This window comes from Rhizobium sp. P44RR-XXIV, from assembly GCF_001999485.2.
In the GTDB taxonomy this organism is placed as follows: Bacteria; Pseudomonadota; Alphaproteobacteria; order Rhizobiales; family Rhizobiaceae; genus Rhizobium.
This window is the reverse complement of sequence record NZ_MPVZ02000024.1, coordinates 136460-152372: the sequence shown is the minus strand read 5'-3', so window position 1 is coordinate 152372 and position 15913 is coordinate 136460. Positions and strand designations below refer to the sequence as shown.

Below are 15913 nucleotides of genomic sequence, written 5' to 3'. Positions count from 1 at the left end.
ATTAAACCATGTCCTACGATGTGATCATTATCGGAACCGGTCCCGGCGGCTATGTCTGCGCAGTCAAGGCAGCGCAGCTCGGCCTGAAGGTGGCGGTCGTCGAAAAGCGTGCGACCTATGGCGGCACCTGCCTCAACATCGGCTGCATCCCTTCCAAGGCGCTGCTGCATGCTTCCGAAATGTTCCACCAAGCGGGCCATGGCCTGGATGCACTCGGTGTGGAAGTTGCCGCGCCGAAGCTGAACCTGGGCAAGATGCTGGCGCACAAGGATGCGACCGTAAAGTCGAACGTCGAGGGCGTCGCCTTCCTCTTCAAGAAGAACAAGATCGATGCCTTCCAGGGTACCGGCAAGATCGTTGCCGCCGGCAAGGTTGCCGTGACGGCCGACGACGGCAAGGTCACCGAGATCGAGGGCAAGAACATCGTCATCGCCACCGGTTCCGACGTTGCCGGCATTCCCGGCGTGCCGCTCGAGATCGATGAGAAGGTCATTATCTCGTCGACCGGCGGCATCGCGCTCGACAAGGTGCCGGGCAAGATGATCGTGGTTGGCGGCGGTGTCATCGGCCTTGAGCTCGGCTCGGTCTGGTCGCGCCTCGGCGCCAAGGTCACCGTTGTCGAATATCTCGACAGCATCCTCGGTGGCATGGATGGCGAAGTCTCCAAGCAGTTCCAGCGCATGCTCGCCAAGCAGGGCCTGGAATTCCACCTCGGCGCCAAGGTTGTTGGCGTTGAGAAGTCTGGCAATGGCGCGAAGGTCACCTTCGAGCCGGTCAAGGGCGGCGACAAGGTCGTGCTCGACGCCGATGTCGTGCTGGTTGCCACCGGCCGCAAGCCGTATACGGCTGGCCTTGGCCTCGAAGAAGCTGGTGTCGTGCTCGACAACCGTGGCCGTGTCGAAATCGACGGCCACTTCAAGACCAATGTCGCCGGCATCTATGCCATCGGTGACGTCGTGAAGGGCCCGATGCTGGCGCATAAGGCCGAAGACGAAGGCGTGGCGCTGGCCGAAATCCTCGCCGGCCAGGCCGGTCACGTGAACTACGATGTCATTCCGAGCGTCGTCTACACCCAGCCGGAAGTTGCTTCCGTCGGGAAGACCGAGGAAGAGCTGAAGGCTGCGGGTATTGCCTACAAGGTCGGCAAGTTCCCGTTCTCCGCCAACGGTCGTGCCCGCGCCATGCTGGCGACGGATGGTTTCGTCAAGATCCTGGCCGACAAGGAAACCGATCGGGTTCTCGGCGGCCATATCGTCGGCTTTGGCGCCGGCGAGATGATCCACGAAATTACCGTTCTGATGGAGTTCGGCGGCTCGTCCGAGGATCTCGGACGCACCTGCCATGCGCATCCCACAATGTCGGAAGCGGTGAAGGAAGCAGCGCTCGCGACCTTCTTCAAGCCGATCCACATGTAAGATCGGGCATTTAAGCTCGGTCGAATACTGGGATTGCAATGCACAAACGATGATGCGATGAACGGGACACTCGTTCATCGCATCAGCGATCCGCTCCCATCCAGCGAAGCAAGCATGTCACGCAAAATCCCAGTCATTGCCATCTCCCTGAAGCTTTTCCTTGCAACTCTGCTCACGGTCCTTGTGCCGGCTGCGTTGCCGGCCCTTGCGGAAACGCAAGCCGTCGCCTGGCCGCAGGCCACCAGCGATTTGCCCGTGGAATCCGGTATCCGTTTTGGCACGTTGCCGAATGGAATGCGCTTCGCCATCATGCACAATGCGACGCCTGCGGGGCAGGTGGCGATCCGGTTTCGCATCGGCACCGGCTCGCTCCAGGAAAATGATGATCAGCAGGGCCTGGCGCATTTTCTAGAGCATATGGCCTTCAAGGGCTCGACCCATGTTGCCGAAGGCGAGATGATCCGCACGCTCCAGCGCCTTGGTCTGGCCTTCGGTGCCGATACCAATGCGTCCACCAGCTACAACGAGACCGTCTATGCGCTCGATCTGCCGGAGGCCGACAAGGAGACAGTATCCACCGGCCTGATGCTGATGCGCGAGACGGCGAGCGAACTGACGCTCGATGCCGGCGCCTTCGATCGCGAGCGCGGTGTCATCCTTTCGGAAGAGAAGCTGCGCGACACGCCGCAATATCGGGGCGGGATCGGCTTCGTGAACCTGCTGCTGCCCGGCCAGCGCGTGCCGCAGCGGCCGCCTATCGGCAAGACAGACATTATCAGCAACGCCCCGGTCGATCTGGTACGCGACTATTATCGCACCAATTACCGGCCCGAGCGTGCGACGCTGATCGTGGTCGGCGACATCGATCCGGCTGCTCTTGAAGCCGATATCCGCAACCGGTTCGGCAATTGGACGGCGAAGACGCCGGCGCCGGCAGATATCGATCTTGGTGCGCTGAAGAAGCATGGAGAGCGTGTCGGGACGGTGATCGTGCCGGGCGGTGCCACCCGCGTGCAGATCGCCTGGACCCGCCCTTACGATGCCTCGCAGGACACGGTTGCCAAGCGCCGTCAGCAGTTGGTGGAAGGGATTGGCCTGGCTGTTCTCAACCGCCGCATATCCCTGCTGGCGCAGCAGCCCAACCCGCCCTTCGTCAGCGTGCAGGCCGGATCACAGGATCTGTTGAAGTCCGCTCATGTCACGATGATTGCCGCTGACAGCGATCCAGACAAATGGCAGACGGCGCTCAACGCCATCGATCAGGAGCAGCGCCGCATCGCTGAGTTCGGTGCCGCGCAAAGCGAGGTCGACCGCGAGATTGCGGAATACCGCTCGACATTGCAGGCAGCGGCGGGCGGCGCGGCAACCCGCACGAGCCCGGACATCGCCGCATCGCTTGCCTGGAGTGTCGGTGAAGGCGCGGTCTTCACCTCGCCTGCGGATGATCTCTCGCTGTTCGATGCCGCGATGAAGGGGCTCACTGCTGCCGAGGTGAACCAGAGCCTCCAGGCTGCCTTTGCGGGCAATGGTCCGCAACTGGTGCTGCAAATTCCGCAAATGCCCGAGGGCGGTGTCGCAGCCGTCGAAAAGGCCTATGCCGGTTCGCGTGCGACGCCGGTTACCGCGCCCGAGCATACGGCAGCGGTCGCATGGCCTTACACCAATTTCGGACCATCGGGCGATGTTGCTGAACGGCGTGTGATCGATGATCTCGGCGTGACGATGGTACGCTTTGCCAATGGTGTGCGCCTGACCGTCAAGCCGACCAAGCTTCGCGCCGATGAAGTTCTGGTCCGTGTCAATGTCGGCCGCGGCCGGCTCGATCTGCCGCATGATCGGTCGCTGCCGCTCTGGGCAGCGCCGGCGGTGCCGCTGTCCGGTCTGAACGCGATCAGCTATGACGACATGCAGAAGGCGTTCGCCAGCAATGTCCTCGGCAGCGATTTCTCCATCCAAGACGGCGCCTTCAAGTTCGAGGGAGCCACGCGGCCGAGCGATCTGGCCACGCAGTTGCAGCTTCTGACGGCCTATGTCTCCGATCCGGCCTATCGACCCGATGTCTTCAAGCGGGTGCAGCAGGCCTATCTCAACAGCCTGCCGCAGCTTCAGGCCGCGCCGGGCACCGTGGTCGGCCGCGATCTTCCCGGCCTTCTGCATTCCGGCGATCCGCGTTGGGCTTTCCCGGAGAGGACGCAATTGCTCGATGCCAAGCCGGAAGATTTCGAGGCGGTCTTGCGGCCGGCCATTGCCAAGGGACAGATCGAAGTCATCGTCGCCGGCGATGTTCAGGTTGATGATGCCATCCGCATGACCGCACAGACCTTCGGCGCGCTGCCGGCTCGTCCCGATACGCAGGAGCAGGCCGAGGACACCGATGTGCATTTCCCGGCACCAACGCCACAACCCGTCGTGCTGCTTCATGATGGGCGGAGCGACAATGCCGGTGCGCTCGTCGCCATGCCGATCGGCGACTTCTTCTCCGATCTGCCGCGCGCAGCTGCTGCCAATGTCACAGGTGCGATCCTCCGCAATCGTCTGATCGATCAGTTCCGCATTGCAGAGGGCGCGACTTACAGCCCACAGGGAGATGTCGATCTGTCGCGGTCGATACCGGGCTATGGCTTTGCCTATGTCTATCTGGAGACGACGCCCGCCAAGGTGGATCACTTCTTCGATCTCGTGGACAAGATCGCCGCGGACTTGCGGGATAAGGACGTTTCTCCGGATGAGCTGACGCGGGCGAGGGCTCCGATCGTCGAGGAGATAAAGCGCTCGCAACAGAGCAATAATTATTGGCTGGAGGGCCTTCGCAACGCCCAGACTGACCCGCGCCGTCTCGAGCGTATTCGCGGCAGCATCGCCGGCTATCAGTCGATTACGGCACAGGATGTCCGCGCGACTGCGACCACATATCTGAAGTCGGATACGGCCTGGCGGCTGAAGATATTGCCGGCTAACGGATCGGCGGTACGCTAGCCGATTACACGTCTGGTAAATTGTTGCAGTCGGCATTTCTCGTTGGGGTTGATATGCTGCATGTGGTAGCTTGCAGCCGTCAAGGCAAAGGACGATAAGATGTCTTCAAGACCCATGATGGTGAGGCCGCTCATGCCACATCCTGCGCTGCCGAGCGCGGACTGGGCGGATTGTTACGAGCTACAGGTTTCGAAATCGGATTTTACGGCAATTGCGGCTGCGCATGCGATGCTTAGCCGTTTTCCGCTCTGGGTTCGGCTATTGGTGAGGCTGCGCGACATTGTGACCGGGCTGCTCGGATTGAAATCCTCCCGCGACACCAAGGTGGATAATCTGGAAACAATCGGTTTCTTTCCGGTTGTCAGCAAATCGGACAGTCAAGTCGTTCTCGGATTTGATGATCGCCATCTCGACTTTCGTGTCGTCATCGACGTTCGGTCCGACGAACAGGGACGCCGGCTGGTTGATGCCACGACGCTTGTCAGGCGAAAGATATTGCTTGGGCGGATCTATATCGCGCTGATCACGCCATTCCACCGGCTGATCGTTGCAACGATGCTCGCCAACTTCGGCAGGCGCATGAGTGCGGTCAGTTTACCGACGTCACCGTAAAGCCTTGCTTGCGCAGCAACTGGACCACGCCCTGATCACCGGGAAGGTGGAGGGCGCCGACGGCCATCATCACATTGCCTTTTTCCAGATAGGGCACGATACGCTTCGCCATCACTTCATTGCGGTCGGTGATGATGCGCTGGTTGAATACGGCCTCGATGGTCTTCTCATCGGAGAGATCGTCGGCGAAGGCCTTCATCAAACCGCTGTTCCCGGTCAAATAAAGCGCGATCAGAGTCTCCGTGACGTCATTCATGTTGTAGGGCAATTGGAAAGCCTGCAGGAGGCCCTTCATCGTCAGATCATCAGGCAGATCCGCCATCGCCTGGAATTGCTCGAGCGGTGTTTCTAGCCCTTCGACATCCACGCCCTTGTTCTCGGCCTGCACGGCCAATTGCCTGTCCAGAACAAAGCCGCCGTTGGAATTCCGTTCGGGGGCGCACATCAGAAGCGAGGTGTAAAGAAACCAGGGGCGCATGCGGAGAACCGAGGTGATCGGTATGCCTTTTTTCTCAAGCGCGGCTGCGATCTGCGCCGTCTCGTCAGTCGGCAGGATATGATCCAGAGGCTTTTCAGCCGGCAACATCGTCAGTTCCGGATGTTTCAGAAGCTCTATCGCGATGGTGTTGGGCTTGGAGATTTCCTTCAACTCCAGCACCAGAGTGTTGATATGGTCGAAGGCATTACGAAATTCAGCCGGCAATTTCAGCACGCGCTCGTCGCTGGAATGGATAGTGCCGAAAAGCCACGAAGGCTTCACGCCGGGCTTTTCGATCTTCCAGAAGATGCTGTGGCCGTTTCTGACATTCGCTGCATCGTCCATCATCGTCTGGTAGCGTGACGGGTCTTTTTTCCGTAACTCCAGGAGAATATTGCTGCCGGCGCAGTTTCCGAAGCCATCCGCCAGTGCCGGCGTGCCGGCTAGTGCGGACAGGAAAGCGGCCAGAAGAAGCGTAGCGGCGATGCGGGATGCGATGCCTTTGAAGCAGCCTCCCAAATTTGCAGGAAAGCTGTTTCTCATAACAATCCGGATGCGGGTTTGACCAACATCGCACGAGTATGGCTGAGCGATCTGCCCAACTCAAGCGCTAGTTGCCGGTGCGCGAATGACCGGTTTAGTTTGCTGCGGTAACGGTGAAGCCCTGCTTGCGAAACAGCGCCACCAGGCCCTGATCTCCCGCCAGATGCAGCGCGCCGACGGCGATGAAGACATTCCCCTTGTCTAGGATCGGCGCGGAGCGTTCGGCCATGACCTTGTTGCGGTCGAGGATGATGCGCTGCTCGAAGGCGGCGGTGTCGTTATCCGAAATATTCTGGTCTGGCTCGATCACCTTCAGCATCGGGATCATCGCGCCGATATTACCGGCAAGATAGAGGTCGGTCATCGTTTCGTTGACGTCGTTGATCTTGTCGCCGAGGCTGAGCGTCTGGATCAGCGATTTCAGATGCAGCGCCACGGGCAGGTCGCTCATTGCCTTGGCCTGCTCCGCCAGCGTTTCCAGACCCTTCACTTGCTTGCCTTCCGCTGCGGCGTCGGTTGCCAGCTTCTGGTCGAGGAACTTCGCGCCGGCGGTCTTTCGGCGAACCTCGCAACCGGTCATCTCGAAGGAGCTTGCGATCAGCCAAGGCTGCATGCGGGAGACGGCGGCGAGCGCAATGCCGCGCTCCTTCAGTCCGGCCTCCAGCTTGGCGTTATCTTCGGGCGACAGATGCTCGCTGATGGTCGAACCATCGTTGAGCATCATCAGGGACGGATTGGCGAAGAGAGCGGCAGCGGCCTTCTTGTCGTCGAGGATTTCGTCGGATTCGACGACGATCGTATCGGCGGCGGCGACTGCTTCCGGTGCGCCCTTGGGCATGGTGAGCACGCGCGAATCCGAGACATGCATGGTGCCGAGCAGCCAAGAGGGCTTTAGGCCCTGCTTCTCGATCTTCCAGAAGATGCCCTTGCCATTCTCCACCTTGTCGCCGGCCTCGATGATCGAGGCGTATTTGGCCGGATCGCTCTTTTGAAGTTCGGCCATCAGATCTTTGCCGCCGCAGCTGTCGGATGCGATTTCGTCGGCGTGCGCCGGCTGCAGCGCGAGCATGGTTGCGATCAGGACGACGGCCAGCATCAGCGGCAAGCTGGTTGCAAGCCAAAAGAGGATATCGCCGAGTGCCGGCTTCGTCGACCGCATCGTCTTGGATCCAAGGGCAGAAATCATTGAAACCTTCCGCTGGCAGAGGCCATGACTCCTAAAGCGCGAAAGCGACATTCCGGAGACATGGCGGCATATGCTCCTGCTCTACCTCCAGGAGACGGATATTCCCTTAACACGAGGGGTTAATGCTTCCTTACGCGCGCGGATGAGCGCGGTCGTAGACCTCAAGCAGCCTTGAGGAATCGACGCCCGTATAGACCTGCGTCGTCGAGAGGCTGGCGTGGCCGAGCAGTTCCTGGATAGTGCGCAGATCGCCGCCGCCCGCCAGCAGATGGGTGGCAAAGGAATGGCGCAGGGCATGCGGCGTCGCCGTGTCGGGCAGGCCGAAGGCGCCCCGCAGTTTCTGCATGCCGTGCTGGATGATGCCAGGCTGCAGCTTGCCGCCGCGGGCGCCGCGGAAAAGGGGGCCATCTGTGTCGAGATGATAGGGGCAGAGTGCGCGATAGTGGCTGACTGCCTCGACGACAACAGGCAGCAGCGGTACCAGCCGCGTCTTGTTGCCCTTGCCGGTGATGCGCAGCGAGGTTGCGCCCGGAGAAAAATCCTGCGGCTTCAGGTCAAGCGCTTCGGAAATGCGCAGGCCGCAGCCGTAAAGCAGGGTCAGAACGGCCGCATCGCGCGCGGCGATCCATGGTTCCTCGTTCAACTGTGCTTCGTCGCTGACGACGGTGATCGCCTGCGGGTCTCGGAAAGCGGCTTGGGAAGCGATTTCGGCTGTTTCGGCGAGCGCACTGCGGCTGCACCGGCGGCGTTCACCAGCCCCTTCTTTTCGAGATAGCGCAGCAGCGAGCGAAGGCCGGCGAGATTGCGCCCGAGCGAGCGGGCGCCGGCGCCTTCCTTTCGCCGCGCGGCGAGAAAGCCGCGAAAATCGGCGGGGCGCAGCGCGTGAATGTCCGCGATCGTTGCCGGGCCGCCGAGGTGACCGGTAAGAAAGGTCAGGAACTGCCGCGTGTCCCGCTCATAGGCATTCAGCGTGTGGGCCGCAAGCCGGCGCTCCTGGCCGAGCGTCTCAAGCCAGCGGCTGCGTTCCGCCATCAACCCGGAGTCGGCGATAACAAGCAATTCGTTCAGTGGAAAACCCCTTGAAATTCGGATTCCTTCTGCCACTTTGAATGAGGGAAGGTTATGGAATCACTAACTTTCCGGTTGCTCCACCTGCATTTCCGGTGCATTGCGGGGGCAGCGGTACTTTAGAAACTGCATATAGGCCCTGCTCGCCAATCTCCGATGGTTCAGCGGCTATATGCGAGGCGCTTGTCATGCTTCGATCATATTCGATTGCGATAGAATATATCCCAACCATTCAGGACACTTCATGGCACGCCGGGGTTCGATAACTGCATTGGGACAACTTGCAGAGGCGATCGCTTTGGTGTCCCAGGGCCAGCCGGGACATATCGTCGACACGCTGATCGCCGAACGTGGCCAGAAGATCGTCCGTAATCCGCTCTGGCCGGTCATGCGTCCCTTCCTCTATACGCTGCTGCGCTATAACAGGGCGATCGAATTCGCCAATGATGTCGCCAAGCTTTCCGGCTTTCAGTGCTTCGAATATATGAGCGATCTGCTGCGGCTGGATATCGGCGTGACGCATGCCGATCGCATTCCGGCGTCGGGCGGCTTCATCCTTGTCAGCAATCATCCCACCGGCATTGCCGACGGCGTTGCCGTGTTCGACCTGCTGAAATCGCGCCGCCCCGACATGATGGTTTTTGCCAATCGAGATGCGGTGCGCGTCAATCCGCGTTTTGCCGAGATGATTATTCCGGTGGAATGGCGCGATGAATATAAGAGCAAGCTGAAGACGCGCGAGACGCTGCAGCTCACCAACCGGGCGGTCGCCGAGGGAAAGGTCACCGTGCTGTTTCCATCCGGCCGCATTGCCTATTGGGCGAATGGCAAGCTGAACGAGCGGCCGTGGAAGACATCGGCCGTGGGTCTGGCGCGCAAATATAATCTGCCGATCCTGCCCGTTAATCTGACGGCGCGCAATTCCGGCCTGTTCTATTGGTTTGCCAAATGGTCGACCGAGCTGCGCGACATGACGGTCTTTCACGAGCTTCTGAACAAGCGCGGCGACCGGTTCGATTTTCTCGTCGGCAATCTCATTCCTGTCGAGCATCTGGACGGCGACGTCAACGAGGTGACGAAGGCGCTGGAGAAGCACACGGTCGTCGATCTCGCAGCCGACGGCAATGCGCGATTTTCGCCGCTCCTGTCCCCAAGGCAGGACGAGGCGCTGGCCGCGCATTCTCTTTAAATCGGGAATCGGTTAGAGCGGGCCTATGCAACTTCGCTCCATGTTCGCCCAGAATTACCGCTCTTTGCGCTCGATCCGCATGGATCTGGCCGACGTCAACCTGTTCATCGGCGAGAACGGGGTCGGCAAGTCCAATCTCTATCGTTCGCTGCAGCTCGTGCAGGCGGCGGTTCGCGGCCGGCTGGCGCATGAGATTTCCAGCGAGGGCGGCATGTTTTCGGCCATGTGGTCGGGCAAGCGGCGTTCACACGAATCCGCCCGTATCCGCTTCGATGTCGAACTGCTCGACATGGAGCGGGCGGCGACCTTCCGCTATTGGATCGAAGCCGGTATGCGCCCGCCGCTTGCCTCCACCGGCTTTCCGCTGGAGCCTCAGGTCAAGGCCGAGGAATTATTGATCGAGACGGGCCGGCGGCCGGTGACGATGATGAAGCGTGACGGGCCGGGCATTTCGGTTCGCGGCGAGAATGGCCGCATGCAGGCCCATCCAGAGCAGGCGCTGACATCGGAAACAGCGATCGCGCTGCTCGGCGATGCCGGATACTATCCCGAAATCGGTACTTTCCGCCGAGCCGTCGACGCCTGGCGGTTCTATCATGGCTTTCGCACCGATCGCGGCTCGCCTCTACGCGCGCCATGCCTTGCCGTGACATCTCCGATGCTGGACGAGGACGGCGCCAATATCGCCGCAGTTTTTGCGACGCTCGTCCACACCCGCGAGGATACCGTCGAACTCGATAGGGTTCTGGCTGCCGCCCTTGGCGGCGCGCGTCTCGTCGTGCCCGAACCACAGGAGACGGCGGATTTCGGCCTGATGCTGCCGGAATTCCCCAAGCGCGTCTTCCAGCCTCGCGAATTGTCCGACGGCCAGATCCGCTTCCTCGGGCTTGCCGCCGCCTTGATGTCCTATCGCCTGCCGCCGCTGATCGCGCTCAACGAGCCGGAGGCGAGCCTGCATCCCGACATGCTGGTGCCGCTTGCCGAGATGATCGCGCAGGCTGCTAAGACCAGCCAGATCTGGATCGTCACCCATTCCGAGGTGCTGGCCGCCGCCGTGCGCGAGCGCTGCGGCGCGCGGCCGCGCCGGGTGATCCGCGAAGACGGCGCCACCTGGATCGACGGCATGCGGCTGACCGGCGTGATCGACGATGACGACGAATAGATATCTGCTGAAACAGGATTGACGATATGACGTCTTCGCGTAGAGCCGCTGTGTTGAACGACCTAGCCGTCATGATCGCAAAGCTGGAGTCGACAACGCCTATCCGCATTGCGATCGACGGGAGGACGGCATCCGGCAAGACGACGCTGGCCAACGAATTGGCCGATTGCCTCAGGGCCAAGGGCCGGGAGGTCATTCGCACCTCGATCGATGGTTTCCACAGGCCGAAGGTGGAGCGCTATGCGCGCGGGCGGCATTCCGCTGAGGGCTATTACCATGATGCCCGCGATCTTCCCGCCATCAATGCGCTCCTTCTCGATCCCTTGGGTCCGGGCGGCGACGGCTGGTATCGCACGGCCTCCTTCGATCTGCACAATGACGTGCCGATCGAGCAGGAGCCGCAATTCGCACCCGCCGACGCCATCCTCATTGTCGACGGAACGTTTCTCCAGCGGCCCGAGCTGCGCGGTGGCTGGGATATTGCGGTCTTCGTCGAGACCTCGGAGCATGTGTCCGAACAACGCGGCATAGAGCGCGACACTCAGCTTCTGGGAGGCGCAGAGGCAATCCGCGAGCTCTATGCCAACCGATACCGGCCGGCCTTTGATCTATACCAGCGCTCGTGCGCGCCTGCTTCTGCCGCCGATGCGATTTTCAATAATGATAGTTTTGATCAGCCTGTTCTGCGGATTCGTGAGGATGGCAGGCTTTTTGGGGTATCGTGAGATCTCTGATATTCACGGAATTGGGTAGCGGATACCGCCATTTGAGATAGCGTGTTTACGGCGACTTTGCGCAAATTGCTGCCATTCGTGACATTCCGATAGCCACTGAATGATCTTTTACGGATTGGGGTCGATGCATCTTGTCGTTATGAAAATTGTTGGCACTGTGTTCCGGCTTGAGGGGACCCCTTGGGATTACCAGAACAATGTACGACCGTTAGCCTTTGGACTCGGAGGTTTCGCGACCTGCGAAGTGGTGTTACCTGAGCCAAATGGCTTGATAACGAAAACGCCTCAATCAGCTGAACTACACTTTCCTCGGATAGTCCAGTTTGAAGAAGCGGCCGGAGAAATTGATCTCTACGACGGCCCCAAGCTGGTTATGAGATTCCGTCCGTTGACTCTTGCAGACTTACAGGCCATTGCGGCGACAGCTTGATCAATAGTGTGGTCAGCTTCGGGCTGATGGCGGACGAACGTCTAAGCGGCTTCACGCCAATTGCGGCCATTGAAAATGCATCTTTAGCGATCTATCAAAATCGCTTGAATAGCATCAGCCCTTGCCCTGGAGGCTACATGTCATTTCCAGAAGAGAAACTTTGGGACGAGATTAATGACGGCTGGAGCCGGATGTCCTTCAAGCAGCGTAATCTCTGGGAAGTCATCAAACGGACGCCAGAGGAATGGACCTTAAAGGGTTATGGGCCTTGTTGGGTTGTCGCACTGATTGGCGAAACGGTGATTTACTACAATCACTTTGAGCATGGGTTCAACCGGTCGCCGTGGTCTCAATTCGGTATTATCGATTACTATCAATCCCTTCAGTCAGGACTGGAGGACGCGGTTCAAACGCCGCTCAATCTCGTCGATACTGGCTACGACGTTGGCCCTTGGACGAGCGGGCCGTTTGCTGGCGAATATCCCGGCCGTTAGCTTGCGAAGCATGTCGGCTTCGGGCCGACTGCGGCGGAGATGACGTCGTAAATGCGCCAATAGCGGCCATCGAGGAGCGCCTCTTAATTCCAGTCGTAAACCTCGCCAAAAGGGGCTCCACCTCGCTCTTCGGCAACATGCCAACCCAACCATGTCGGTTCGTCTATCAAACCGCGACCTATCAAAGCGCGAAACAAATCTCGCGCTAGTTGCTCGGGTTTAGGAACGAGCTTGCTGTCGCTTACGAAGCAATCAAGCCTGCGGTGAGGAAAATATCCTTCGGCTGGAATTCTCGCCTGCGTGATGAAAAAGCGGGCAACCCCCTTCGATAATGAGCCCCCATGCTTGTTTCGCTCGATATGGTAGATGCGGCCGGAAGTGAAGTCCTCGTTGTTGAACCATTCGATATAAAAATCATTAGATAGGTCTAGGTCTTTCATTCGAGTTTCCTAAGCCGACAACGTAAGTACAGGTTAGCTAAGGGGGACAAAAAGCTCCACCACCTCAATGGTCTGGAATATGTCCTTCGTCCCCTCTGGGTCGAGGGCGGACGAACGTCTCGGCGGCTTCGCGCCAGCACCGGACGTTCCTCGTCGCTATTTTCGGGGCCGCATTGATGCCCACCACTTGTTCGGGTTGCCGTTCAGATGATCACGAAGCCTGTCTTCGACATGCTCGGGACTCCAAACAGCAGCGCATTCCAGGAGGTCTGCCCCTTCAAAGCTTAGCGAGGACTCGGAATTCGTGATGGCATCATACGCTGATATTTTGCCTGAAATCCGGTCCTGCTTGAAAAATACCGCGCGATCCAACGCGGACACTGTGGGTAGGTCAACTTTGCCGACAACGGGCCATCGCCCGGACTTCGCAGCGCTGTCCATCACCCATAGCTTGAAGATAACAGCTCGATCCCGCACATCTTCGACCGGTTCTTCACGTTCGAAAACGCCGTCGAGAAAAGCGAAGAGCGGATTTGTTAGGGCGACTGCATGAAAGTACTTTCCGTTTCCAATGTCGATCCTAACGACATCGCCTCGTTTCTGCTTCCTGCCTCTAACCATCTCGACCTCGCTATTCCAGCGACACGTTTAGCGCGTTCCGAGGAGTCTGCAATGGGCCAGTGGCGGACGAACGTCTAGGCGGCTTGGTGCCAATTGGGGTGTCTTGAAGCAGTTGCCTCATGGATCGTTCAGAATCGTCCGCTTTGGGCCGATAATGGTCATGGGTAGCATTGCTACATAAAACCTAGATATTCACAACAGCTTACAGGCCGTCCCCATTTTTGCTGGCAGCGGTTTGCTATTCCCGGGTTTTCTTTTCCGCCCGTCCGGGGCATGGTCTGGCGCAATGAGTAAAGATTCTTCCGATCTGTTCGGTGCGCTTTTCGAGGCGGCGCCTGCGAAACCTGTGATGAGCCGCACTGTTTCTGTCTTGGTGCCGCTGCCGGCGCCGAGGGCCTATTCCTATGCGGTGCCTGAGGGGATGGCGGTCGAGCCCGGCTCTGTCGTGCAGGTGCCGCTCGGGCCAAGGCAGGTCATCGGCGTCGTCTGGGATGGCGAGGATGATGATGGCGTCGATCCGAAGAAGCTTCGGCCGATCACGCGCGTCTTCGATTGCCCGCCGCTCGGCAAGCATATGCGCGATTTCATCGACTGGGTCGCGACCTACACGCTGTCGCCGCCGGGGCTGGTGGCGCGCATGGCCTTGCGGGCGCCGGCGGCCTTCGATCCCGAACCTATGGTCGAGGGATTGCGTTTCATCGGCGGGCAGCCGGAGCGGCTGACGCCGGCGCGCACGAGGGTGATGGAGACTGCAGCCGACGGGCTGTCATGGACACGCATCGGCCTGGCGCATGCGGCCGGCGTTTCCACAAGCGTCGTCGATGGGCTGATCTCGCAAGGCATTTTCGAGACCATTTTTCTGCCGCCGCCGGCCGTCGTCGCCAAGCCCGATCCAGAATTCATTCCGTCCCGGCTGGAAGGTCCGCAAAAGGATGCGGCCGACGAGATATTGGTGGATGTGCGCAAGGGCGAGTTCGCAGTTTCGCTTATCGACGGCGTCACCGGCTCCGGCAAGACGGAGGTCTATTTCGAGGCGATTGCCGAAACGCTCCGGCGCGGTAAGCAGGTGCTGATCCTGCTGCCGGAGATCGCACTGACGGCAAGTTTCCTGGAGCGTTTTCAGGATCGCTTCGGTGCCAAGCCGGCGGAATGGCATTCCGATCTCGCGCCGAAGATGCGCGAAAAAGTCTGGCGGCAGGCCGTGACGGGTGAAGTCAGGGTCGTGGCCGGCGCGCGCTCGGCCCTGTTCCTGCCCTTCGAGGATCTTGGCCTCATCATTGTCGATGAAGAGCATGATCCGGCCTACAAGCAAGAAGACCGCGTCTATTACAACGCGCGCGACATGGCTGTCGTGCGCGGCCGCATCGGCGATTTCCCCGTGGTGCTGGTTTCCGCCACGCCCTCGGTCGAAAGCCAGGTCAACGGCCAGAGCGGACGTTACACCACGATTCATTTGCCGACCCGCTTCGGCGATGCCGCTCTTCCCGATCTGCATCTGGTCGACATGCGCCGCCACGCGCCGGAGCGCGGCGGTTTCCTCTCGCCTGTCCTGCTCCGCGCCATCGGCAAGACGGTTGCCAAGGGCGAGCAGGCGTTGCTGTTCCTCAACAGGCGCGGCTACGCGCCGCTGACGCTGTGCCGGGTCTGCGGCCATCGCTTCCAGTGCCCGCAATGCTCGAGCTGGCTGGTGGAGCACCGGTTTCGCGGCCAGATTCAGTGCCATCAATGCGGCTATGCGGAGCGCACGCCGGAAGCCTGCCCCGAATGCGGCACGCTTGACCATCTCGTCGCCTGCGGGCCGGGCGTCGAGCGCATCGCTGAAGAGGTGGAGCGCCACTTCCCCGAGGCGCGGACGATCATGCTCTCGTCCGACATCATGGGTGGCGTCAAGCGGTTGCGGCTGGAGCTTGAGGCCATCGCCAAGGGCGAAGCGGATATCGTCATCGGCACGCAGCTGGTTGCCAAGGGCCACAATTTCCCGCTGATGACGCTGGTCGGCATCGTCGATGCCGATCTCGGCCTTGCCAATGGCGATCCGCGCGCGCCGAGCGGACGTTCCAGCTTTTATCGCAGGTGACGGGACGCGCCGGGCGAACCGGGCTGAAGAGCCATGGATTGCTACAGACCTATCAGCCGCAGCATCCCGTCATGCAGGCGATTGTCTCCGGTGACGCGGCCGCCTTCTACGATCGCGAGATTACCGAGCGGGAGAGGGCGGTGCTGCCGCCCTTTGGCCGGCTCGCCTCGATCATCGTTTCGGCCGAAACTCGTCAGGATGCCGAGACCCATGCGCGCGGCATGCGCAACGCCGCGCCGCAGGTCACGGGCATCTCGGTGCTCGGGCCGGCTGAAGCGCCGCTTGCCCTGGTGCGCGGCCGCCATCGGTTCCGACTGCTGGTGCACGGCCGGCGTAATTCGGACATGCAGGGGTTTCTTCGGGCCATGTTGGCGCAATCGCCCAGAGAGCGTGGCTCGGTGCAGGTGCAGCTCGACATCGATCCACAGAGCTTTCTGTGATTGACCCCACTGATATTGTGGCGACGCCTTTCCCTGATTGGCCGGATC

The 15913-nt window shown here is 60.3% G+C and carries 12 protein-coding genes and 2 pseudogenes; 9 read left to right on the top strand and 5 right to left on the bottom strand.

Features of this window, described 5'->3' with window-relative positions:
- The first annotated feature begins 8 nt into the window (after window positions 1–8).
- From lpdA to BSK43_RS04585, 3 genes are all read left to right on the top strand, one after another.
- Window positions 9–1415, top strand: a complete 1407-nt coding sequence (lpdA, locus tag BSK43_RS04595) for a dihydrolipoyl dehydrogenase (protein WP_068388895.1) — start codon at window positions 9–11, stop codon at window positions 1413–1415.
- Window positions 1416–1529: 114 nt separating this feature from the next.
- Entirely contained in the window at window positions 1530–4391 is a 2862-nt protein-coding gene (locus BSK43_RS04590; RefSeq protein ID WP_077472965.1) for an insulinase family protein, read from the top strand.
- Between the two features lie 99 nt (window positions 4392–4490).
- Window positions 4491–5003 carry a DUF2867 domain-containing protein gene (locus tag BSK43_RS04585; RefSeq protein WP_077472959.1) on the top strand — a complete coding sequence of 171 codons (513 nt, stop codon included), beginning with the start codon at window positions 4491–4493 and terminating at the stop codon, window positions 5001–5003.
- Here BSK43_RS04585 and BSK43_RS04580 read toward each other — a convergent pair.
- The 3 genes and pseudogenes from BSK43_RS04580 to BSK43_RS35950 form a co-directional block, all read right to left on the bottom strand.
- Complete coding sequence (locus BSK43_RS04580) at window positions 4981–6024, bottom strand: TraB/GumN family protein (protein WP_077472958.1); 1044 nt, start codon at window positions 6022–6024, stop codon at window positions 4981–4983. The two genes, BSK43_RS04585 and BSK43_RS04580, sit on opposite strands and share 23 nt — an antisense overlap.
- Window positions 6025–6118: 94 nt before the next feature.
- Window positions 6119–7210, bottom strand: a complete 1092-nt coding sequence (locus BSK43_RS04575; protein WP_077472957.1) for a TraB/GumN family protein — start codon at window positions 7208–7210, stop codon at window positions 6119–6121.
- Between the two features lie 130 nt (window positions 7211–7340).
- Window positions 7341–8278, bottom strand: a pseudogene (locus BSK43_RS35950) (tyrosine recombinase XerC).
- Window positions 8279–8522: 244 nt separating this feature from the next.
- Between BSK43_RS35950 and BSK43_RS04565 the strand changes: the two are divergent.
- From BSK43_RS04565 to BSK43_RS04545, 5 genes are all read left to right on the top strand, one after another.
- Entirely contained in the window at window positions 8523–9467 is a 945-nt protein-coding gene (locus BSK43_RS04565) for a 1-acyl-sn-glycerol-3-phosphate acyltransferase (RefSeq protein WP_068388907.1), read from the top strand.
- Window positions 9468–9492: 25 nt separating this feature from the next.
- Window positions 9493–10629, top strand: a complete 1137-nt coding sequence (locus tag BSK43_RS04560) for an AAA family ATPase (protein WP_077472956.1) — start codon at window positions 9493–9495, stop codon at window positions 10627–10629.
- Between the two features lie 26 nt (window positions 10630–10655).
- A complete protein-coding gene (locus BSK43_RS04555) occupies window positions 10656–11354 on the top strand; it encodes a uridylate kinase (RefSeq protein ID WP_077472955.1) in 699 nt (232 codons plus the stop codon).
- 133 nt (window positions 11355–11487) lie between these two features.
- A complete protein-coding gene (locus BSK43_RS04550; RefSeq protein WP_136686728.1) occupies window positions 11488–11793 on the top strand; it encodes a hypothetical protein in 306 nt (101 codons plus the stop codon).
- A complete protein-coding gene (locus BSK43_RS04545) occupies window positions 11790–12287 on the top strand; it encodes a hypothetical protein (protein WP_246662492.1) in 498 nt (165 codons plus the stop codon). The genes BSK43_RS04550 and BSK43_RS04545 overlap by 4 nt, the downstream gene beginning before the upstream one ends.
- An 83-nt stretch (window positions 12288–12370) precedes the next feature.
- Here the strand turns inward: BSK43_RS04545 and BSK43_RS04540 are convergent, their stop codons facing one another.
- Together BSK43_RS04540 and BSK43_RS04535 are read right to left on the bottom strand one after the other, a co-directional pair.
- Window positions 12371–12727 carry a hypothetical protein gene (locus BSK43_RS04540; protein WP_077472953.1) on the bottom strand — a complete coding sequence of 119 codons (357 nt, stop codon included), beginning with the start codon at window positions 12725–12727 and terminating at the stop codon, window positions 12371–12373.
- A gap of 156 nt (window positions 12728–12883) precedes the next feature.
- Window positions 12884–13348 carry an Imm26 family immunity protein gene (locus BSK43_RS04535; RefSeq protein ID WP_077472952.1) on the bottom strand — a complete coding sequence of 155 codons (465 nt, stop codon included), beginning with the start codon at window positions 13346–13348 and terminating at the stop codon, window positions 12884–12886.
- Between the two features lie 286 nt (window positions 13349–13634).
- Between BSK43_RS04535 and BSK43_RS04530 the strand changes: the two are divergent.
- Window positions 13635–15865, top strand: a pseudogene (locus BSK43_RS04530) (primosomal protein N').
- Window positions 15866–15913: the final 48 nt, after the last annotated feature.